Annotated in this window: 16 protein-coding genes and 3 tRNA genes; 6 read left to right on the forward strand and 13 right to left on the reverse strand. The window is 62.1% G+C overall.

What is annotated here, in order from left to right; genetic code table 11:
- Positions 1–9: 9 nt before the first annotated feature.
- A complete protein-coding gene (locus BCY88_RS34870) occupies positions 10–696 on the reverse strand; it encodes an ABC transporter ATP-binding protein (protein WP_120348639.1) in 687 nt (228 codons plus the stop codon).
- Here BCY88_RS34870 and BCY88_RS34875 point away from each other — a divergent pair.
- Both BCY88_RS34875 and BCY88_RS34880 read left to right on the forward strand, forming a co-directional pair.
- Complete coding sequence (locus BCY88_RS34875) at positions 695–1,399, forward strand: arylesterase (protein WP_120348640.1); 705 nt, start codon at positions 695–697, stop codon at positions 1,397–1,399. The genes BCY88_RS34870 and BCY88_RS34875 overlap by 2 nt on opposite strands.
- 118 nt (positions 1,400–1,517) lie before the next feature.
- Entirely contained in the window at positions 1,518–1,859 is a 342-nt protein-coding gene (locus tag BCY88_RS34880; protein WP_120348641.1) for a hypothetical protein, read from the forward strand.
- A gap of 167 nt (positions 1,860–2,026) precedes the next feature.
- Here the strand turns inward: BCY88_RS34880 and BCY88_RS34885 are convergent, their stop codons facing one another.
- The 8 genes from BCY88_RS34885 to tig all read right to left on the reverse strand — a co-directional run bounded on the left by BCY88_RS34885 (position 2,027) and on the right by tig (position 11,223).
- Entirely contained in the window at positions 2,027–3,964 is a 1,938-nt protein-coding gene (locus tag BCY88_RS34885) for a SurA N-terminal domain-containing protein (RefSeq protein ID WP_120348642.1), read from the reverse strand.
- 87 nt (positions 3,965–4,051) lie between these two features.
- A tRNA-Asp gene (locus BCY88_RS34890) sits at positions 4,052–4,128 on the reverse strand.
- A 42-nt stretch (positions 4,129–4,170) separates the two neighbouring features.
- Positions 4,171–4,246, reverse strand: a tRNA-Val gene (locus BCY88_RS34895).
- A gap of 71 nt (positions 4,247–4,317) precedes the next feature.
- Entirely contained in the window at positions 4,318–4,590 is a 273-nt protein-coding gene (locus BCY88_RS34900) for an HU family DNA-binding protein (RefSeq protein WP_007585907.1), read from the reverse strand.
- A gap of 340 nt (positions 4,591–4,930) precedes the next feature.
- Positions 4,931–7,357 (reverse strand): endopeptidase La, encoded by a 2,427-nt coding sequence (lon, locus tag BCY88_RS34905; protein WP_120348643.1) that lies wholly within the window; start codon positions 7,355–7,357, stop codon positions 4,931–4,933.
- 202 nt (positions 7,358–7,559) lie between these two features.
- A complete protein-coding gene (gene clpX / locus BCY88_RS34910) occupies positions 7,560–8,831 on the reverse strand; it encodes an ATP-dependent Clp protease ATP-binding subunit ClpX (RefSeq protein WP_120348644.1) in 1,272 nt (423 codons plus the stop codon).
- Positions 8,832–9,017: 186 nt separating this feature from the next.
- Positions 9,018–9,671, reverse strand: coding sequence for an ATP-dependent Clp endopeptidase proteolytic subunit ClpP (clpP, locus tag BCY88_RS34915; RefSeq protein WP_007182010.1), 654 nt, complete (start codon positions 9,669–9,671; stop codon positions 9,018–9,020).
- 205 nt (positions 9,672–9,876) lie between these two features.
- Positions 9,877–11,223, reverse strand: a complete 1,347-nt coding sequence (tig, locus tag BCY88_RS34920; RefSeq protein WP_120348645.1) for a trigger factor — start codon at positions 11,221–11,223, stop codon at positions 9,877–9,879.
- A gap of 562 nt (positions 11,224–11,785) precedes the next feature.
- Here tig and BCY88_RS34925 point away from each other — a divergent pair.
- Both BCY88_RS34925 and BCY88_RS34930 read left to right on the forward strand, forming a co-directional pair.
- A complete protein-coding gene (locus BCY88_RS34925; RefSeq protein WP_120348646.1) occupies positions 11,786–12,931 on the forward strand; it encodes a glycerate kinase in 1,146 nt (381 codons plus the stop codon).
- A 63-nt stretch (positions 12,932–12,994) separates the two neighbouring features.
- Positions 12,995–13,447, forward strand: coding sequence for a MarR family winged helix-turn-helix transcriptional regulator (locus BCY88_RS34930; RefSeq protein WP_120348647.1), 453 nt, complete (start codon positions 12,995–12,997; stop codon positions 13,445–13,447).
- 193 nt (positions 13,448–13,640) lie between these two features.
- Here BCY88_RS34930 and BCY88_RS34935 read toward each other — a convergent pair whose 3' ends face one another.
- Positions 13,641–15,146 (reverse strand): DUF3999 domain-containing protein, encoded by a 1,506-nt coding sequence (locus BCY88_RS34935; protein ID WP_120348648.1) that lies wholly within the window; start codon positions 15,144–15,146, stop codon positions 13,641–13,643.
- A complete protein-coding gene (locus BCY88_RS34940) occupies positions 15,143–18,484 on the reverse strand; it encodes a DUF2339 domain-containing protein (protein ID WP_120348649.1) in 3,342 nt (1,113 codons plus the stop codon). Before BCY88_RS34940 ends, BCY88_RS34935 begins: the two co-directional genes overlap by 4 nt.
- 342 nt (positions 18,485–18,826) lie before the next feature.
- Here BCY88_RS34940 and BCY88_RS34945 point away from each other — a divergent pair, with 342 nt between their 5' ends.
- The gene (locus tag BCY88_RS34945) at positions 18,827–19,120 is read left to right on the forward strand and encodes a hypothetical protein (protein WP_120348724.1); all 294 of its coding nucleotides are present in this window, start codon (positions 18,827–18,829) and stop codon (positions 19,118–19,120) included.
- Positions 19,121–19,172: 52 nt separating this feature from the next.
- On the opposite strand, the gene hpnD is transcribed toward BCY88_RS34945, so the two are convergent.
- Positions 19,173–19,997: a presqualene diphosphate synthase HpnD gene (gene hpnD, locus BCY88_RS34950; RefSeq protein ID WP_120348650.1), complete on the reverse strand. Its 825-nt coding sequence runs from the start codon at positions 19,995–19,997 to the stop codon at positions 19,173–19,175.
- A 218-nt stretch (positions 19,998–20,215) separates the two neighbouring features.
- Here hpnD and BCY88_RS34955 point away from each other — a divergent pair.
- Positions 20,216–20,302, forward strand: a tRNA-Leu gene (locus BCY88_RS34955).
- 125 nt (positions 20,303–20,427) lie between these two features.
- Here the strand turns inward: BCY88_RS34955 and BCY88_RS34960 are convergent.
- The gene (locus tag BCY88_RS34960; RefSeq protein WP_120348651.1) at positions 20,428–21,645 is read right to left on the reverse strand and encodes a DUF1501 domain-containing protein; all 1,218 of its coding nucleotides are present in this window, start codon (positions 21,643–21,645) and stop codon (positions 20,428–20,430) included.
- Between the last annotated feature and the right edge of the window lie 120 nt (positions 21,646–21,765).

The following is a 21,765-nucleotide window of genomic DNA, read 5'->3' on the forward strand; positions in this document are numbered from 1 at the left end:
GCCGGTTGGTCAAGCCAGACGCCCGGCTTCGATGGTCACCGTGGTATCGCAGCGGCGCGCCAGTTCGACGTCGTGCGTGACGAGAATCAAGGTGGCGCCGTTCGCCCGGTTCATCTCGAACATCAGATCGATCACTGCGTGACCAGTGGCGGCATCGAGACTGCCGGTCGGTTCGTCAGCAAACAGGATTGCAGGATGCGTGACGAATGCTCGCGCGAGTGCGACCCGCTGTTGTTCACCGCCCGACAGCAGCTTCGGATAGTGCCCCGTGCGCTTGGCAAGCCCCACCTGCTCGAGCAGCCCGCGCGCACGCGCCGCGGCCTCGCGCGTGCCGATGCCGCCTTGCAGCTCGAGCGGCAAGGTGACGTTCTCGAGCGCGGTCAAATGCGGCATCAGTTGAAACGACTGGAACACGAAACCAACCGAACCGCTGCGCAACGCGGCGCGTTCGTCTTCGTTCAGTTCGGTGAGTTCGCGGCCGAGCAGCCGAACCGAGCCCGAACTCGCGCTGTCCAATCCTGCGAGCAAGCCGAGCAGCGTAGACTTGCCCGACCCGGATGCACCGACGATCGCCACACTGCTGCCGGCTTCGATAGCAAGATCGATGTCCTCGAGAATCGTCAGTTCGCCCGTTGCATCCTTAACCTTCTTGCACAAACCCCGCACGTCAATGACTGGATCAGTTTTGTTTAGCATGGTGAAGCGTAGGTTGAAAGTGCGCGCCGTAGCGCCTCGCGCGCTTGCGCTGACTACGGTGTTCGGCCCGGCCGTGCTGGCCGCAACCCTGTTTTCGCTGCCCTTCCCAGCCCATGCGGCCAACGCGCCTGAACAGGCCAGGCCGGTGATCGTCGTGCTCGGCGACAGCATCTCGGCCGAATACGGCTTGCCCCGTGACACTGGCTGGGTTGCCTTGATGCGCCAGCGCCTCACCGACGAGCGAATCGATTATAGCGTTGCCAACGCAAGCATCAGCGGCGATACCACGAGCGGCGGGCGGGCTCGCTTGCCGGCGCTCCTGCAGCGCCTCAAGCCGAGCATCGTGATCGTCGAGCTAGGCGCCAACGATGCCTTGCGCGGCGTGCCGCTTGCCACCACCGAAGACAACCTGCGTACGATCATCGAGCAGGCTCAACAAAGCCACGCGAAGGTCGTGCTGGTTGGCATGTATGTGCCACCCAATTACGGCCCCGACTACACGCAAAAGTTCCACGGCCTGTACGGCGAACTCTCGAAGCAATTGCGCGTGCCTCTCGTGCCCTTCCTGCTGGCCGGCATCGCCGACAAACCGGACATGTTTCAGGCGGATCAGATCCATCCCACGCAGCAGGCACAGCCAGTGCTACTGAACAACGTGTGGCCGGCTGTCAAGCCACTCCTTCGCACAAGTTCGCCGCACTGAAAAGCTCGCTAACAACTTGTTTCCGGTAATTGGGGAACGCGGATCGGCAAGGTCGTTCGGACACTTTCGTAATCCCGCGTAACCCGGCTCGATTCTGAGCGACTTCTGAGGAGATAACGTGAAATATTTACCGTTAATCGCTTTGACCGTGGCAATTTCTGCTTGCGCCGCTCAACCGCCTGCAGGCGTCCAATCCGTGGGTCAAAGCCAGCAACCGCCGAAGGCCGTCGCTACATGCATCGCGCAAAAGTGGGCCGATAGCTCGCAACAGCAAGTCGTCTCGCAAGACACACTGGCGAACGACCAGGCCGTGGATGTCTATGTGCCGGGCCAGCAGCCGCCTGACGGCGCTGCCGCCGTCGTACGCCCGTCCTATACCGGGCCGGGATCGTGGGTCGGGTTCCGCGCCAAAGGCGCTGCAGGCAGCGATGCCACCAGCTCGATTAGCGCTTGCCTGTAGGTGCCTCCAGGCACGAGGCGGATGACGGCATAACAAGCCTCGTTCTCATGCCAACCCGTTGACGAGTTGCACGCGTCAAATAAAAAAGCCCCGCAAATTGCGGGGCTTTTTTGTGCTGTGCACTTCATCTGCCTGCGCTTGCGCGCAGCGGCGAGTGGGCCCGAGTGTTAATCACCGTTCGCCTGAGCATTGCTGCTGTCGAGCGAGCCGTAGAACTTCACCTTCGAACGGGCACGCAGCGCTTCGACGTAGGCCTGCGCTTCGGACTGGGCGTCCACCTGCGCAATCTGCTGCTGCGCAGCAGCCAAACGCTGCGGATCGATCGTGGCGCCTGCAACCACTGCGTTCACGCGATAGATCGCATAGCCGTCGTCACCCAGATCCACACCAACGTAGGCAGGTAACTTTTGCGCGTCTGCCTTGTAGATTGCACTCAATGCAGCCGGCGGCACGCCTTGCGCGTCGTTACGCGAAACCTTCAGCGGCGACGAGAAACCTGCCGTGGACTTCGACTTGTCGAACTCCGCCAGCTTCGCGATGCCGTCTTTGTGAGCGGCTTCGTTCGACTGAACCGCGATCACTTTCTGGCGTACCGCGTCCTTGATGGCGTCGAGCGCCGGCACTGCCGCAGCCTTGTAATCGGTCACGCGAGCCGCGATCAGCGTATTACCGCCGACGTCGATCGCTTGCGTATTGTTGCGCGCGGTGACTGCGTCGTTTGCAAAGACAGCAGCCAGGAATTTCGCATTGTTCAGCGGGCTGTCAGGCGGCAGCTTCGGATCCGGCTGCGGTGTCACGGTGGCCGTTTGCAACTGCAGCTTGTACTTGTCGGCCGCAGGCTGCAGGCTCTTCGCCTTCTCGTAGACGATCGACGTGAAGCCTTCCGAATCGTCGCTGAATGCCTTGCTCGCGAGTTGCGTCTTCAGGTCTTGTGCGATCTGATCCTTTACCTCGTCAAACGGCTTGGTGACGGCCGGCTTCACGTCCGTGACCTTGACGATGTGATAGCCGAAATCGGTCTGCACGATGCCGCTGATCTCATCTTTCTTGAGCGCGAACACGGCGTCGTCGAACGCCTGGCCACCGGCAATCATGCCGCGGCCGAAGTAGCCCAGATCGCCACCCTTCGACGCCGAACCCGGATCCTGCGAGTCCTGCTGCGCAATCTGCGCGAACTGGTCAGGATGCGCCTTGACTTGCGCGAGCACCTCTTCGGCCTTCTGCTTTGCCTTGGCCTTGTCAGCCGCGCTGGCATCTTTCGGCGCGGAGATCAGGATATGGCTCGCGCGCACCTGACCGTCAACACGGTAATGCGCGATGTTGTCGTCGTAGTACTTTTTCAGATCGGCGTCGCCCGGTTGCACGGACGCAGACAAGGTTGCCGGCGACATGACCAGGTACTGGATCGTAGCCGTTGCCGGCGTGGCGAAATCGTTGCGATGCGCATCGTAGTAAGCCTGCAGCTGCGCGTCTGTTGGTTGCACCTTGGCGGCGTAGTCACGCGGATGGAACGCAAGACCCTGGACTTCGCGCTGCTGTTCGGCGAGTTCGGTCAAATGCTGCGCGAGGGTCTTCGACGTGAAGGCGCTGCCTTGAATGCTGCCGGGCAACTGTTGCGTGGCGAGGCTGTAACGCACACGTTCGTCGTATTGATCGGGCGTCATGCCCTGCATCGCGAGCAACTGCTTGTAACGGTCGACGTCGATCGAGCCGTCAGGATTCTTCAGCGACGAAATCACCGGATCGTTCAGCAGCACGCGGCGCACGGCGTCATCAGATGCGGTCAGATGCAGGCGTTGTGTTTCGTCGGCCAGCACACGCTGCTCGATCAGACCGTCGAGCATTTCGCGACGGCGCTCAGGCGTATCGAACGACTTCATATCGAACTGCGCGCCGAGCATCTGACGGGCACGGTCGAGTTGCTGACGCATCGCGTCGTCGTACTCCGCGCGCGTGATCTTGTGACCGTTGACGCTGGCGACGTTTGCACTTTCGTCAAAGAAGCCGCGGAAGCCCTGAATGCCCACAAAACCCAACCCCGGCACAATGACGAGGATGAGCATGAACATCATCAGGCGTTTGTGATTGCGGAAAAAATCGAGCATGCGTAAAGGAGTGCCAAAAACAGAACGCCCGATCTTACAACAGCGGGCAATAAAAAAGGCGAACCGTAGTTCGCCTTTCGAGGATACTGGCGGAGTGGACGGGACTCGAACCCGCGACCCCCGGCGTGACAGGCCGGTATTCTAACCGACTGAACTACCACTCCTTATACTTCAACTGCGCTGAAACACTTGCCCGATTCTGAAACTGGTGGGTGCTGAGAGGCTCGAACTCCCGACCTACGCCTTGTAAGGGCGCCGCTCTACCAACTGAGCTAAGCACCCGTTTCACGAATCAGTGTGGTCCTGCAGCTTTGCTGCCTGATTTACGTTGCATCCCTCAAGCAGCAAGCCCATTAGTTTAGCGCATCCTTCAGAGCTTTGCCAGGCCTAAATTTAGGAACCTTTGCTGCCTTGATCTTGATCGCGGCGCCGGTGCGCGGATTGCGCCCCGTACGCGCGGTACGCTTACCCACGGCGAACGTACCGAAGCCGACCAGCGTCACTGAACCACCTTTCTTCAACGTACCTTTGACCCCGCCGATCACCGCATCCAACGCACGGCCCGCCGCGGCCTTTGAAATATCGGCTTGCTGCGCAATGTGATCGATCAATTCCGTTTTATTCATTCCAACCCCCGAGAATGTTTATGGCAATCGTGACGGTGCTCTATAGCACCTGGCATCACGCGGCTGGCGGCCAACGCCGAGCCGACTCATTAGAATTGGCCGAAACCCTTGTGTCAAGCGGGGTTGAGCCTGATTCTGGAGGTTCTGGAGAGGGCTTCTCATAACCATATCTTGCCGCCAATCGATGCTTGCGAAACTGTCGATGACGCGCGAGGCTCTTTGCTCAAAAAATGGGATCGCGCGCCTTCCAAACGTACCTTCCGATTTCTCACCGGCAATAAAAAACCCGCGACAAAGTCGCGGGTTTTTTTACAGCAAACGGCTTTCGCCGAAGGCTGACTTAGTGCTTCACGACTTCCGTCGCACTGGCGTCCTTGCCGGGTTCAGCCGCCGCAACAGGCGCCGCCGGCTTCGGCTCTTCTTCCGGCAATGCCTGAGGCACACGTTCGAGCGCCAACTCGAGCACCTTGTCGATCCACCGGACCGGCACGATTTCGATCGCGTTCTTCACGTTGTCCGGAATCTCCGTCAAGTCCTTGACGTTTTCTTCCGGGATCAGCACCAGCTTGATACCGCCGCGATGCGCTGCCAGCAGTTTTTCCTTCAGGCCGCCGATCGGCAGAACTTCGCCACGCAAGGTGATTTCGCCCGTCATCGCGACATTTGCACGCACCGGAATGCCGGTCAACACCGACACCAGGGCGGTCGTCATCGCGATACCAGCCGACGGACCGTCTTTCGGCGTTGCGCCTTCCGGCACGTGAATGTGAATGTCCTGCTTCTCGAACGCTTCGTCCTTGATGCCAAGACGGCGCGAACGCGAACGGACCACCGAGCGCGCTGCTTCGACCGATTCCTTCATCACGTCGCCGAGCGAACCCGTGCGGATCACATTGCCCTTACCCGGCATCACCGCGGCTTCGATCGTCAGCAAATCGCCGCCGACTTCCGTCCACGCAAGACCCGTGACCTGGCCAACCTGATTTTCCTTTGCCGCCAGACCGAAGTCGTACTTGCGCACGCCAAGGAACGTGTCGATATTGCTGGCGTCGACCTGTACCGCGCCTTCTGCCTTCTTCAGCAGAAGCATCTTCACGACCTTGCGGCAGATCTTCGAAATCTCACGTTCGAGCGAACGCACGCCCGATTCGCGCGAGTAGTAACGAATGATGTCGCGGATCGCGGATTCCGTCACATCGACCTCGCCTTCCTTGAGGCCGTTGTTCTTCTTTTGCTTGGGCAAAAGATAACGTTGCGCGATGCTGACCTTCTCGTCTTCCGTGTAACCCGACAGACGAATCACTTCCATCCGGTCGAGCAACGGCGGCGGAATGTTCAGCGAGTTCGACGTCGCCACGAACATCACGTCCGACAGATCGAAGTCCACTTCGACGTAGTGATCGGCGAACGTATGGTTCTGTTCCGGATCGAGCACTTCCAGCAGAGCCGACGACGGATCGCCGCGGAAATCCTGGCCCATCTTGTCGACTTCGTCGAGCAGGAAGAGCGGATTGCGCACGCCAACCTTGGTCAGGCTTTGCAGAATCTTGCCGGGCATCGAACCGATATACGTACGACGGTGGCCGCGAATTTCGGCTTCGTCGCGCACGCCGCCAAGCGCCATACGCACGAACTTGCGGTTCGTAGCGCGAGCGATCGACTGACCCAGCGACGTCTTACCCACACCCGGAGGCCCAACGAGGCACAGGATCGGCGCTTTCACCTTGTCGACACGTTGCTGGACCGCGAGATACTCGAGAATGCGTTCCTTCACTTTCTCGAGACCGAAGTGGTCTTCGTCGAGCACGCGTTCCGCATTCGAGAGGTCGTTGTTGACCTTGCTCTTCTTGCGCCACGGCAAGCCGATCAGCGTATCGATGTAGTTGCGCACAACCGTTGCTTCAGCCGACATCGGCGACATCAGCTTGAGCTTCTTCAGCTCGGCGTCGGCCTTCTTCTTGGCTTCCTTCGGCATGCGGGCAGCCGTGATGCGCTTCTCGAGTTCCTCGAGATCCGCACCTTCTTCGCCCTCGCCCAGTTCCTTCTGGATCGCCTTGACCTGTTCGTTCAGGTAGTACTCGCGCTGACTCTTCTCCATCTGGCGCTTCACACGCCCGCGGATGCGCTTTTCAACCTGCAGGATGTCGATCTCGGCTTCGAGCTGCGCGAGCAGATGCTCGAGGCGCTCGATGACCGGGAACATTTCGAGGATGTGCTGCTTCTGGTCGAGCTTGAGCGGCAGATGTGCCGCGATCGTATCGGCCAGACGGCCAGCCTCGTCAATGCCCGACAGCGACGTCAGGATCTCCGGCGGGATCTTCTTGTTCAGCTTCACATACTGGTCGAACTGCGACACGATCGCGCGGCGCAGCGCTTCAGTTTCGGCGCTGTCGGCGTGGTCGGGTTCGAGCGGCATGACCTCGCACGAAAACTGCGTTTCCTGTTCTTCGATGGAAAGCGTTTTGGCGCGCTGCAAGCCCTCGACGAGCACCTTAACGGTGCCATCGGGCAGCTTGAGCATTTGCAGGATGTTGGCGATACACCCTACTTCGTACATGTCCTTTTCGGTCGGCTCATCTTTCGCAGCCGTTTTCTGGGCGACGAGCATGATGTGCTTGCCGCCTTCCATCGCTGCTTCGAGAGCCTTGATCGACTTCGGGCGGCCTACGAAGAGCGGAATCACCATGTGCGGGAAGACGACTACGTCACGCAGCGGGAGCAGCGGGAGCGTAATGCGTTCCGGCGGAAGGAGTTGGGTTCCTGACATTTCATTTCCCCATGAGTGGAATCAGTTCGTTCGATAGGTGAGGCCAGCAGAAAAGATTGCAAGCCTCCGCGTGTGGGAAAAGTTCAGTGACTCCGAAGGTTCAGTGACTCCATAGTGAAAACAACAAGCCTGACCACACGATAAACGAAAAAAGCCGTTCACGTTGCCATGAACGGCTTTTTTTGCGTAACCCGAAAGCCGATCAGTTCGAACCCGCCACTTTGGGCGCGTCTTCATAGATCAGTAGCGGTTTGCCGTCGCCGTCAATCACGTTGTCGTCGATGATGACCTTGCTAACGCCTTTCATTTGCGGCAGGTCATACATTACGTCAAGCAACGCCTGTTCGAGGATCGAACGCAGACCCCGGGCACCCGTCTTGCGGCGGATCGCCTTACGCGCGACAGCCTGCAACGCAGCCGGGCGAATCTCGAGCTCGACGCGCTCCATGTTGAACAGCTTGTGGTATTGCTTCACCAAGGCATTCTTCGGTTCGACGAGGATCTTCATCAACGCCGCTTCGTCGAGCTTGCCCAGCGTAGCGACCACCGGCAGACGGCCGATCAGCTCAGGAATCAGACCGAACTTGATCAGATCTTCCGGCTCCACTTCGCGCAGCACTTCGCCGGCGTCACGGTCCTGCTTGCTCTTCACGCTTGCGCCAAAGCCGATACCGGTTTTCTCGGTCCGGTCGACAATGACCTTCTCGAGGCCGTCGAATGCGCCACCGCAAATGAACAGAATATTGGTGGTGTCGACCTGGATGAAATCCTGATTCGGATGCTTACGGCCACCCTGCGGCGGCACCGACGCCATCGTACCTTCAACCAGCTTCAGCAAGGCCTGTTGCACGCCTTCGCCCGATACGTCACGGGTGATCGACGGGTTGTCGGACTTGCGGCTGATCTTGTCGATTTCGTCGATGTAGACAATACCGCGCTGGGCCTTGTCGACTTCGTAATTGCAGTTCTGCAGCAGCTTCTGAATGATGTTCTCGACGTCTTCGCCGACGTAGCCGGCTTCCGTCAGCGTCGTGGCATCAGCAATCACGAACGGAACATTCAGAAGGCGCGCGAGCGTCTGCGCGAGCAAGGTCTTGCCAGAACCGGTCGGGCCGATCAGCAGGATGTTGCTCTTGGACAGCTCGATCTCGTCTTTCTTGTCGAGGTGCTTGAGGCGCTTGTAGTGGTTGTACACCGCAACCGCGAGAATCTTCTTCGCGCGCTCCTGACCGATCACGTACTGGTCGAGGATTTCACGGATTTCCTGCGGGCTCGGCAGATCGGACTTGGACAAGCCCGCCTCGATGCCCGCGCCTGCAGCCTCATCGCGGATGATTTCGTTGCACAGGTCGATACATTCATCACAGATGAACACCGACGGGCCTGCAATCAGCTTTTTGACTTCATGCTGGCTCTTGCCGCAAAACGAGCAATACAACAGCTTTTCGCTGTTAGAACTTTTCTTGTCCGCCATAGATGTGTGAGCCTCCGGACACTCGATTACATGATACGCCGTTTGCCCCAGCCTCGCAGTTTAGGCGGGGCGGGGCTTGAGCCAAGGTGACGGCGTTTGCCGCAGGCGCTCGGACGAGTCTTGATTATTTCACAATCGATCCGATGACGGCCTCACCCGGTTTCAGGGCAAGACCGCACCGACGATTCAGGGACGCTTGTGCGCCACCTGGTCAACCAGACCGTACGCTTGCGCGTCATCGCCGGACATGAAATTGTCCCGGTCGGTGTCGCGGGCGATACGCTCGACAGGTTGGCCCGTGTGATGCGCCAGCAGATGGTTCAGCCGTTCCTTCAGGTACAGGATTTCACGTGCCTGGATTTCGATGTCCGACGCCTGGCCGCGCGCGCCGCCCAGCGGCTGGTGAATCATCACGCGCGAATTCGGCAGCGCAAAACGCTTGCCCTTTGCGCCGGCTGCCAGCAGGAACGCACCCATGCTGGCCGCGAGGCCCATGCACAGGGTCGACACGTCAGGCTTGATGAACTGCATCGTATCGTAGATCGCCATCCCGGCCGAAACCGAACCGCCCGGGCTGTTGATGTAGAAGCTGATGTCCTTGTCCGGGTTTTCGCTCTCAAGGAACAACATCTGCGCGACGACGAGGTTGGCCGTCTGGTCGTTCACTTCGCCGACCAGGAACACGATGCGTTCCTTCAGCAGACGCGAATAGATGTCATACGAGCGCTCACCGCGGCCGCTCGTTTCCACGACGATCGGCACCAGTCCGAGCGCCTGCGCTTCGAGATCCCGCGACGACTGGGAGGTCAGCGTGTCCAGCATTTGGGCGCGAAAGGTCATGCAATGGATCCTTGTCTGGAAATATTCTAAATATTAGGTGCTAGACAGGTGTGGCCGACGAGACCGTATTCAAGTGCCCGATCAGCGCGAACGCGGTGTGCGACGCCGTGCAAACGCGCCATGCAAAACGCAACGTACTTTCACAGCACAAAAAAACGGCGTGCGAGCCGTCGCTCCGACAGCCGGCACGCCGTTGCAGCGACGCTTACGCTTGCGCCGTTGCGCTTGCCAGTTCTTCGAAGCTTACTTCCTTGTCCGTCACCTTGGCCTTGCTGAGGACGAAATCGACGACGTTGGCTTCAACGACATACGCTTCCATTTCGGCAAGACGCTGCTGATTGGAATAATACCAGCGGACGACTTCCTTCGGGTCTTCGTAGCTTTTCGCGAATTCGTCGACTTCGGCACGAATCTGCTCCGGCTTGGCTTGCAGTTCATTAGCCTTGACCAGCTCGGCCAGCACGAGGCCCAGCTTCACGCGACGCTCAGCCTGTTCCTTGAACATTTCAGCCGGGATCGGTGCGTCAGCGGCGTTCGGCACGCCACGTTGCTCGAGGTCCTGGCGCGCCATACCGACCAGACGCTCCTGATCTTGCGAGATCAGCGCGTTCGGCACGTCGAGTTCCGAAATCTTCAGGAGCGCGTCCATGACCTGGTTCTTGACGATAGCTTGCGTGCGGCGCTTCGCTTCACGTTCGAGATTGTCTTTGATCTCGGCGCGCATCTTGACCAGATCACCGTCTTCGATGCCGAGCGATTTCGCGAATTCGCCGTCGATTTCCGGCAGGTGCGGCCACTCGATCTTCTTCATCGTGATCGTGAATTGCGCGGTCTTACCGGCAACATCCTTGCCGTGGTAGTCAGCCGGGAAAGCCAGGTCGAATTCTTTCGCCTCGCCAACCTTCAGACCGAGCGCTGCCTTTTCGAATTCCGGCAGCATGCGGCCTTCGCCCAGCACGAATGCGAAGTCTTCGGCGCTGCCGCCCTGGAACACTTCACCGTCGATCTTGCCGACGAAGTCGACCGTCACGCGGTCGCCGTCTTTGGCTGCCGTATCCGCACCGCCATCGCCGTGCTCGCCGGATTCGCCACGAGCGTGGAAATGCACGCGCTGCTTGCGCAGGATGTCCAGCGTGCGGTCGATTTCCGCTTCGCTGATGGTGGTCGTGGTGCGCTCGATTTCAGCTGTGGCGACGTCGCCCAGCTTCACTTCCGGATACACCTCGAAGGTCGCGTCGAACGCGTAGTCGGCTTCAGCAGCGTCGGCCTTCGGCGCGAAGCTCGGCTGACCGGCAACGCGCAGATTTTCGGCGCGGCTGATGTCGAAAAACTCCTTGCCGACCTTGTCGCTCAGCACTTCAGCTTCAACCTGGCCCGAATACTGTTGCGTCACCATTTTGAGCGGCACCTTGCCCGGGCGGAAACCCGGCATGCGCACGTTCTTTGCGAGTTGACGGATACGCGAATCCACTTCCTTCTGCACGGCATCCTTCGGCAGGGAAATCGTTACGCGGCGTTCGAGCTTGCCGAGGTTTTCAACAACGTTAGCCATGGCTTCAATCGTCCTAAAATTATTCGAGCGAATCAGTTATCTTCTCCGTGCCGCTTTTCGACGTCGCTTCGCGTCGCGCGTCACATCAATTCGGCGCCTGCGCCGCGGGCTTGCAGGCCGCCGGCAGCACGGTTGGGTCCAAAGAGCCGAATATTTTAGCAAACTATTTGCGCGCTTAGCCGGGATTCGATGATTGGGCGCGTTTTTATCGGTGTTCAGGCCGATTTCCGCGCTGTTTTTCACCTCTTTGCCGCTCGCCGGTAGCTGTCCGGTCCCTGCGTTGCATCCATTGCCTGGCCGCCCCCAGTCTTCGCGCGGCGGGTGAAAGCCTTTTTTGGCGGCGCCGCTTGCGCCAGAAAGCCCCGCAGGGCTGCAAGCCGCGCCGGCTGCCCGCCTCCCCAGCCGCAACTTGCGCGCGGCTTCCGATGGACGATCCCGGCTATGCCATTCGACATATTCAGTCGGCGCGCCCATGCTGATAAGCTAACGGACGCGCTCGGGGTGAGCCACGCAGCTGCTCAACCGCCGGTCTTCGCATCGACTCCAACCATTCAGAGACACCATGCCGAATTTGCCGTCATCGCCTGTCGTCGTCATTGCTCCCGACTCTTTCAAAGGCTCGCTCAGCGCGGAACAGGTCGCGCAAGCGATCGCGTCCGGCATCCAGCGCGCCCGGCCGGATGCCAGTGTGCGTATCTGTCCGATGGCCGACGGCGGCGAAGGCACGCTCGACGCGATGCTCACGAGCGGTGGCGAGCGCCGCAAGCTGAGCGTGCGCGGCGCGGCCGGTCCGGTGCGCGAGGCGCTGACGGGCCTGCTGGCGGATGGCAGCGCAATCATCGAAACAGCGGAAATCGTCGGCATTACCGATCCGGTCGGCATGGGCGTGCCGGTCGAGGCGCGTAGCACGCGCGGCATGGGCGAAGCGATTAGCGCCTTGCTCGACGCCGGCGTGCGGCGCTTTTTCGTTGCACTCGGCGGCAGCAGCACCAACGACGGCGGCGCCGGCCTGCTGGCCGGCCTCGGCCTCAAGCTTTTCGACGCACAAGACAAGGAACTCGACGCAACCCCGGAACAGCTTGCCCGCGTGGCGCGGCTCGACGTGTCGCAGCTGGACGCCCGCCTCGCGGACACGCAGTTCGTCGGCATGTCGGATGTGGACAATCCGCTAACGGGCGATCACGGTGCAACCGCAGTGTTCGGACCGCAAAAAGGTGTGAAGCCGGAACAGGTTGCCCCGATCGACGCCGCCCTCGCCCGCTTCGCCGATCTGCTCGAAGCGGCGCTGGGGCGCACCGCGCGCGACCAGCCCGGCGCGGGTGCTGCCGGTGGCCTCGGCTTCGCGTTGCACATGCTGGGTGCGCAGTTCGAGCCGGGCGCGGAAACCGTCGCGCGGCAGATCGGTCTCGACGCGGCGCTCGAAGGCGCGAACTGGCTGATCACCGGCGAAGGCCGCTCGGACGTGCAAACGCTGCACGGCAAGGCGCCGTTCATCGCTTGCCGCCATGCGCAGGCAGCGGGCGTTCCGGCCACGCTGCTCTCCGGCGGGGTCGACTCCGCGGCGCTGCCGCGCCTTGCCGAATACTTCAGCGGCTGCTTCTCGCCGGCACCCGGGCCGATCACGCTCGAGGTCGCGATTCGCGACGCGGCGCGCCTGCTCGCGGACGAAGCCGAACAGTTGACGCGCCTGAAATACGGCACGCGTTGACCGGCAGGACGGTTGCGGCAACAATCACAGCGCCACAACCGCGCCACTCATCACGGGACGACCATGAAGGCTTCCGCCAAAACCGGACTCGAGCAGTTCCTGACGTACCGTCTGCATGTCCTGAACAAACTCGCCGAGCGCGGCATCAGCGAGCGCTATCAGGACAAACTGGGCGTGACACTGCCCGAAGCGCGGGTGATTGCATCGGTGGGCTCGTTCGGACCGTTTTCGATCATGGAACTGGCGCGGCACGCTAACCTCGACAAGAGCCAGGCGAGCCGTGCGGCCGAGGCGTTAATCAAGCAAGGCCTCGTGAAACGCGAGCCGAGTGCTGAAGACGGCCGCGTCGTGCTGGTGTCGTTGACTCCCGAAGGCCGCGCGCTCTATCGCAAGGTGATGCCGATCGCGCGCAAGTGGAATGGGGATTTGTTCGACTGCCTCGACGAACAGGAAAAGCTCGCGTTCGGCGAGGCGCTCGACAAGATCATCGACACGATGTCGGAGCGAGAGGGATAAGCAGGAGCGCGCCGCCCCTGGGTGGCGATGCGCCTCAGAGAGAGTACGCGGTGTGTGCGTGTTGACGCTGCGCGACGCCTCAGCGCGCTGCGATTCCTCGCTGCGTCATCCCGCGCTACTGTGCACGCCCCCGGTGCGTTCCGACCTCACCATTCTGCGCGATCCTCCGCGCCAGAACACGCTCGCGCCGAAGTCAGTTCTTTCCGGAATCTTGACCGTCAGCGTGGGGAGTGCCTGCATCGGCAGCGCTCGCCGAGCCTGATCCGTCAGACACACCACCTGCCGGTCCGCCCGTGCGGCCCGCTTCACCGGTTCCGCCAACGCCGCCGGCCACACCCCCAGCCGGCGCCTGAGCACCACGCGCCAGCCGCCAGGCGATCGCACCGAGCGAGCCGACGGCCAGCAGCAAGGCCGCCCACAACAGGTAGCGCCGCAGCGCGTCGGGATCCTTGCCAGGCGACTGCGCACCGTCCCCGGGCTGGTCGGCAAGCGCTTCACCCACCCGCGCCGTGACAGCGACCGACGACGCCCCCATCAACAGATCCGCCCGGCTCACCGCCGATGACAGCGCGACCGCGCTCCCCACCGCCAGCGTGAAAGGCGCAGCGCCGCGCGCGACGAAAGTGAGCGTCGCCGGACGCCAGCCCGCGGCGACTGTCAACGTGCCGCTTCCCAAACCGCCATTGCGCGTGTCGACCACCACGCGCCATTGACGATCCGTGTCGGGCGCCATTTCAAGCGATGGGTTGCGTTGCTCCACCGTGCCGTTGTGCAAGCGGAACAGGGTCGCGCTGGATACCTCTCGCCAGGCCGACTCCAGCCCCGCGCGCGAGTAAACGACCGCGGGCGCCACGGTATTCGGTTGCGGCAGATTCAGACGCAAGCGGTCGACGGGATAAGGGCCGCCGGTCTCAAAGAAATACTCGCCGTCTTTCGGACCCGCCCGGGCAACAATGCCTTCGCGCCACGCCCGTTGAGTATCGGCGCGCTGCGCGTTGTCGACGCCGGCCGCCTGCACCTGGGCATCGATCGATTCGATGTACGGTGCGCCGTCGAGCCAGTGCAAACGCAGGTAACGGGCACGCATGCCGACCAGCTCGATACGATCCTGGCTCAGCGTGCTGCCGTTGTAGCTCACCTTGAGCAGTTGCGCCTCGCCGGCGGGTTGCCAGCTGCGCAAATCGTCGCTCGATTCGACGCTGACACGCCCCTGGTAATTGTCGTCGCGCACATGGACGACCAATGCGTCGATCCGGGCGCCTCCCCGTGTCTCACGCGCGACGTCGACCAGCTCGGCGTCCTGTTGATCGCGCGACGGTGACGCCGACGTTGCATGCAACGACCCGTCAGCGGCAATCGCCACGCCGAGTGGTGCGCCAGTGTTGCCGGGAGCGGCCGCCGGCAAGGGAAACCAGCGCACCGGAAGCACCTTGGCCGGTGCACGGGACGGCTCGCGCGGCGCTTCGAGGGAATACGGCACGGGCTCGCCCGCGCCATTGAACACGCGTACATCGCCGAGATCGTGGCGCTGGCTGGCAGCGTACACGGCTGCCGGCAGCGGCACGCTGTAGTAAGCGGCGCCGCTTTCGAGTTCGAGCGCAAAGCGCTGCGCAAACCGGTCGGCCGCTACGGCCCCCGTCGACACCCACACGGACGAGATCGCAAGACACCACCCCGCCACTATCGAGACACGCTTCATTGCTCAGTTTCCAGAACAGCGGCTTTCGGCGGCAAGGGTGAGAAGTAGCCGATCAGCAGCAACATCAGGCCAATACCGATGAACGACACGATCCGCTCGATACCGGTCACATGCGACAGGTCGAACAGGAACAGCTTGACGACGGTCGCCGCCAGCAGGCCGCCGCCGATAAACCAGAAGATCCGGCTGGCCCGGCGCGTCGCCCAGATCATCATAGCCAGCGCGCAGACCGTCCAGAACACCGAGACCGAGGCCTGCACCAGCATCGAGTGCGACATCTCATCGAGCTGATAGGGCACGCCGATCCAGTGATGCAGCGTGCGCAGCAGCATCGCATTGAGCCAGATGAAGCCGGTCACGCCGACCGTCACCTGCAAGGGCACGCGGTACTCGCCGAGCGGCACGCCGAGTCGGCTGATGCGCATGAGCCACAACCCCGCCAATGCAAAAATCACCGCCTGCACCAGGTCGAGCGGATTGAGCAGCGGCAAACGTGCCCACGCGCCGCCATCCTGTGTCAGGTTCGCGTAGAACGTCCATATCCACATCACCAGCACGAGCGGCGTCGAGGCAATCGCGCACACTCGCACGATGCTGTCGCGACGCGCAAGCCACAGCCCGGCAAACGCAAACGCGCTCCAGCCGACCAGAAACACCTGCTGGAAATTGAACGACGCCAGCACCGCATCGACATCGTACGCTGCATGGAAATGATGATGCAGCGTGCGCAGCAGCAACGCGTTGAACCACAGGAACAGGGTCGCGAGGACCGCGTAGTCGAAGGCCCGCGGGTGCCAGTGCACGCCCAGCGCGTGCAGGCGCCGCAGCCACACGGCACAGGCAACAACCGCGAGGATTTGCGCCACGTCCAGCGGATTGAGAATGGGCAGCCAGAAGAGCGGCGCGGCGCTGCCGTCGCTCGTCACGCTTGCGATGCTCCACGCCCACAGCAAAGCCGCGAGCGGCGCCGCGCCCCACACCTGATACGCCTGCTGGAAGCGCGCGACCGGCCAGCGCAAACGATGCCCGACGCCCGCCACCAGCAGCAATAGAATGCCGAAGCCATACGCCCATGCACTCCAGCTCCACGCGCCTTCCGGCACGTAGGCGCGCAAGCCCCAATAGCCTTCGAGCGCGATGAGCGCGCCGGCCGTCCAGAACATCAGCACATGCAGCAGTGCGAGCACACGATCGCCGACGTCACGCTGCTGAGCCCACAGCAGCACATAGGTGGTCACTGCAACGACCGCGCAAACCAGCCAGCCGTAACCGCTCACCGGCGCCATGCTCAGCATGAACAGACTCAGCGTCAGCAAAGCGAGGACCGGCACGAGTCCCAAAGCCGGCAGCTCGGCAAGCGGCCAGCGCAGCTTGCGATGCGCGCCGTGCGCGAGCCACGTCGTCAGAACGGCGAACAGGGCGATGATGGCCGCTTCGAAACGATCGCGATCATATGCAAGATGCGTATGCGCGTACGCGTGGATTTCATGAAGGCCGCCACAGATCCACCACAACAGCCCCCACACTCCGGCGACGAGGCCGATCTGGGGCATCCATGCGTGCCAGGCGCCCGCTTCGCTGCGTCCATGCAAGCGCCATCCCGTGAAGACACCCGCGATCGAGATCAGCACGGTCGCGATGTATGCGCCATTCAGGATCGGCCAGGCGTGCGCGCTGTCGGTCTGCGCGTATGTGCCGACAACATAGGCGCCAGCCGCTGCCAGTTGCATCAGCAGGCCAAAACCGAACGCGCTCAGGCGCCGTTGACGCACGGCGAGCCAGGTGATCGCGGCGCCTTCGATTGCCCAGGTGGCGCTAGTGGTCGGTCCGGTGAAAGCGAGCGGCACGGCGAGCGTGGCAAAGATCACGGCCAGCGCGAGCATCGCATCGAACATCATGCCGAGGCGCACGCGCCTCGGCGCCAGCCAGCCCGCGACCGCGAGATAGAACGCGGCCAGTGCCACCGCGCTCCACGCCAGACCGAATTCAGCGCCCTTCATCAGCGCCGCTTGCAGGCCGATTGCGACGAGAGGCGTGCCGAACACGAGTGTGCCGTCGACGTAATGCTTGAGCGCGATCTCACGGCGCACCGCATAGAGCAATGCGATACCGACATACATCAGGAAGAACAGAATCAGGAACGGCTCGGTGCTTGCCAGCAATTCGGGGCGGTAAGCCGTCACGCCCCAAGCGGCGCCGATCGAAAAAGTGAACACGAAGCCAAGCAGATTCAGGGGGCGCCACGCCTTGAACCACGCGATCGCGAGAATGCCCGCGTTGAGTAGCGCGTAGTAGCTGAACAGCATCACGTGGCTGCCGCCGCCCGTCGACAGGAGCACCGGCGCGAGGAAGCCGCCCGCGCTGCCCATGAAGGCCAGCGACGACGCGTTCTGCCGCACTGCCAGAAATGCGCTCAAACCGCAAATCGCGATCATCAACGGCAAGGCCGCACCTGCCGGCAGCAGATGGTAGAGCCTGGTTGCGGCGAACACGGTCAGGTAAAGGGCACCGACGCCCCCACCCTGCAGGATCAGCCCGTACGCGCCACGGCGCTCGCCGATGCGCCAGCCAAGCCCGAGCAGAACGCTCGAGGCCAGCGCAACGCCGGCGAGGCGGAACTCGATCGGCAGCAGACTGTTGTCGGCGGCGTATTTGAGGAGGAACGCAATGCCGAAGAACAGCACGACGATGCCGACCCGCACGACCGTATTGCCGCCGAATAGCCAGTCACGAGCGCTTTTGAAGAGGCGCTCGGCGAGACCCGGACCGCGTGGCGGTGCGGGCGGTGCGGGCGGAGACGGTGGCGCGGGCGGGGTTTGCGCGGGTAGCGGCGAATCGGCGGCCGGCGGCGCGACCGCGCTGGCGCTGACGCTCACCGTCGAGCGCGCTGCTGCCGGCTGCGCCGGTGCTACGGCAGGCTCGCGAAGCGGCGACTGCTCCACAGCGGGCAGTATCGCGTACGGATGCGGCACGACATCGGCCGGACGCTGTTGGGGCACCGCCGACTCGCCATCCACGTTCCCGATGGCCGATGTACCGGCGACGCGGGCTCGCAATTCGTGGATCTCACCGCGCAGAACGACGAGCTCGTGCTCGAGTCGCTCGACACGCGCGGCCAGTTCACCGGATGGGCTGCCGGCCGGGCTGTTCAGGTTGCCGGACGCAGCCGGTTTAGGCGTGGGGTTGTTCGCGGACGGTGGGGACCGCTTTTGCAGCAGACGTGCGAGCACAACGCCAGCCATCCCCCCTACCAATGCACCGAAAGCGATCGAAAAATCGTTCGACACGGCGGCCACTATCCCGATCACCGCGCCGATCACGGCAAATATCGCGCTCATCGCATCCCTCTTTTATTGTCTTCGACTGCGAGATCCGTTTGTCGCCTGGATTAATCCAACACTATCGCGCCTGCAATACAGCGAAAATCGGCGCGCAGAATACCATGTAAGTCGAGTTTCGAACCACGCTTTTGAAGCATTGCGCCAACGAAGTCAAATGACAAAACTTATTCATCGATGCATTTTGTTTTCTACTGACTTTGCGCTGTTCATTTTCGCAGGATTAATCCGGGGGTTGTCGGCGATACGTGCGGGCGCGTTCGCGGCAGCCCGCCAACCATGTCAAAATTCGGGTTCGGCCAAGCGGCCTTCGATCACCCCATTTCATCCAGGGAAGCTTCAGTGGACATCAACAAACAGGTAGCGGCCCTCACCGCCTCAGAACTTCAAACCGCCGGCGCGAGCCAGGCAACGGCGATTGCCGTCAGCGTGCTGCTGCGCCATCTGCGCTCGCCCGAACTGGTAAAACTGTTGTCGTCGGCGTTCGAAAACCACCAGGCGGTCATGCTGCAAACGCCGTGGCCCGATCAGATGCTGCAGGCGTTCGAATCAACCCGCCGCTTTCTCGAAGGCGCCGCACAAGCCGAGTTGCCCGGCATGCAAGCGGAACAGGCAGCGCCCGCGCCGGACGCCTGAGCACCTCAACGCCGCCGTTCGCCTGAACCGCTCGTCCGCTTATCTGGTTCCCTTATCTGGCGCGCCAGGCGATCCAGAGTTTGCGGATCGGCGTCAACGCGATGCGTTGATGCAGCACGTGATAGCCGTCGCGTTCGATTTCGTCCAGCAGCGCCAGAGCGAGTGCCGCCTGCGCGACCAGCGTGCGTTGCGAGCGACGTTCGTTCGCGGGCATGGCGGCGAGCGCGGCATGCAACGCGTCACGGGCCCGTTTGGTTTCGAAGCGCATCAACTCGGTAAACGCATCGGAATACTTCCGATTAATCAGATCCGCGGCGGTGACGTTAAAGCGCTGCATTTCATCGATCGGAATATAGATGCGGCCGTGACGCGCATCGTTACCGGTTTCGACGACGAACTGCGCAAGCTGGAGCGCCTCACCGAGCGGGGCGGCCCAGCTCGATGCCTGCGCGCTGTCGTTCGCCGTCGCGCGCGCGACCAGCGATGCGAAGGTACCGCCCACGCCTTGCACGTAGCGCCGCAGATTCGGGTAGTCGAGATAGCGCGCCTGGTCGAGATCCATTTCGAAGCCGGAGAGCAAGGTCTGCAACGCCGGGTACGTGGCCTGCACGTCGGGCAGATAAGCCGCCAGTGCTTTTGAAACCGGATGCGATGGCGAGCCCGAAGCGAGCGCGGCGATCTCGTTTTGCCACCACGCGAGTTTGGTGCGGCCGATCGCCGGATCGCTGGTTTCTTTTACTGTTTCCTCGAATTCGCGGCGCAGCGCGAACAGCGCCGTGAGGAGCGGTTGGCTTGCCGCGGGCGCCTGCCGAAGCGCATAGTAAGTGCTTGAGCCGGGCGGCGCCGCTTTCTGCTGGCAATATTCGTCGAAATTCACGGGATTGGAATGTGGGGAAGGGCCAGCGTAGAGGGCACGGTGTACGTGCGTTTAGCCAAAAATTGTAGCATCGACGCCCCTGGAGCAGATGCGTGAGCAAATGCAGACAAGCGCGAATCAATCGGTTAGAATCTCGCGCTTACGCTTTCGGGCGCGGATTTTGCCGCGCTTGTGAGCATGCAGGACATCGGGCAGAACGCATAGCGCTTTGCCCGGCTGCGAGGGTGGCGAAATTGGTAGACGCACCAGGTTTAGGTCCTGACGCCCGCAAGGGTGTAGGGGTTCGAGTCCCCTCCCTCGCACCAACTATATGTAGCAAAGAACCCCGTTAGTCATTGGACTGGCGGGGTTTTTTGTTTTTCGTGCGGCTTGTATTGGGTCTCGCATGCCCGACCGCCGCCTTATGCCGGGAAGGCCACGCCGTTCACTGTCAGGCCCGCAGTAACGGCAAAGGCTCGAACCGCTGCTGCAGGATTGCGGAGGCGTCGAGCCCCCACCACGGCCCGAGCACGGTTGCATAAAGTTGCTGGAAATCGACGCCGACCGGCAAGTTGCCGTTGCCGTCGAGCCGCGCAAGCACCGGCGGCACGCCATACAAACCGCCCCGCACTCGCCCGCCCATCACGAAATGCGGCGCCACCGTGCCGTGGTCCGTGCCGTTGCTCTGATTCTCGCGCGGGCGCCGGCCAAACTCGGCGTAGGTCATCACCAGCGTCTCATCCCAGCGGCCGAGTTCCAGCAGCGCTGATTTCATCGACGCGAACCCGTCGGCCAGTTGCTTAAGCAGCGCCGCCTGCTGACCAGGCTGGTTCTGGTGCGTATCGAAGCCGTTGAGCGTCAGGCGGATCACCGCGACGCCCTGCCCGTTACGCGGCTGTCCTTGCGGCGTATCGCCGGCAGCGAGCACCTGCATTGCCGTCTTGATCGAACTGCCGAAGGCGCCACCGGGAAACACGGTCTTCAACTGTGCCTGACCTTGCGTGGGACGCAGGCGGTCGGCGGCTTTCACGATGTCGTTCTCGACGTCGAGAATATGCGCCAGCTCCGGATTGCGCTCGTGCAGCGACACCGGTGTGGCGAGGCGCGAAGCCTTGACGAATTGCGCAGGATTGACCAGCGCGATCGCGCGCGCGCCGTTGGCGAGCGGCCCCATTTCGGCGCTGCCGATCACCACGCCGTCGGCGGCAAAACCGGCGGGCACCGGCGTCTGCGCGAATGCACGTGTGAGCCAGCCCTCGCGCAGGTATTGGTCCGAACGCGACGCGGTGTCCCAGATTTCGATCGAGCGGAAATGCGACAGATTCGGTTGCGCGTAGCTCACGCCCTGCACGATCGCCAGTTGCCGGCTCTGCCAAAGCGGCATCAGCGCTTGCAGCGAGGGATGCAGCGCGGTGCGCTCGTCGAGCTGAATCACCTGCTCGCGTTTGATGCCGATGTTTTTACGCAGCTGATAGTAAGTGGGATCGGCAAACGGAATCACGGTATTCAAACCGTCGTTCCCGCCTTTCAACTCGACGAGGATCAGCAGGTTGCCGTAGCCGCGGTTCGCTGAACCGCCGGGCGTTGCCGCCTGCGCACCGAACGCGCGGGGCAACCAGAGCGTCGCGCCCGCGGCTGCGCCCATCGAGAGAAAGCTGCGTCGTTTCATCCTGCACCTCGTTCGATTGTCATGGCGCGTGTCGTGCCGCCGTCGACTGACCGTTTATTCTCGTGACCGATCCGGGTTAAACGGGTGATCGGCTCAATTCCGTCGCCTGCCGCGGTTGCC

Source organism: Paraburkholderia fungorum, assembly GCF_003610895.1.
Taxonomy (GTDB): domain Bacteria; phylum Pseudomonadota; class Gammaproteobacteria; order Burkholderiales; family Burkholderiaceae; genus Paraburkholderia; species Paraburkholderia fungorum_B.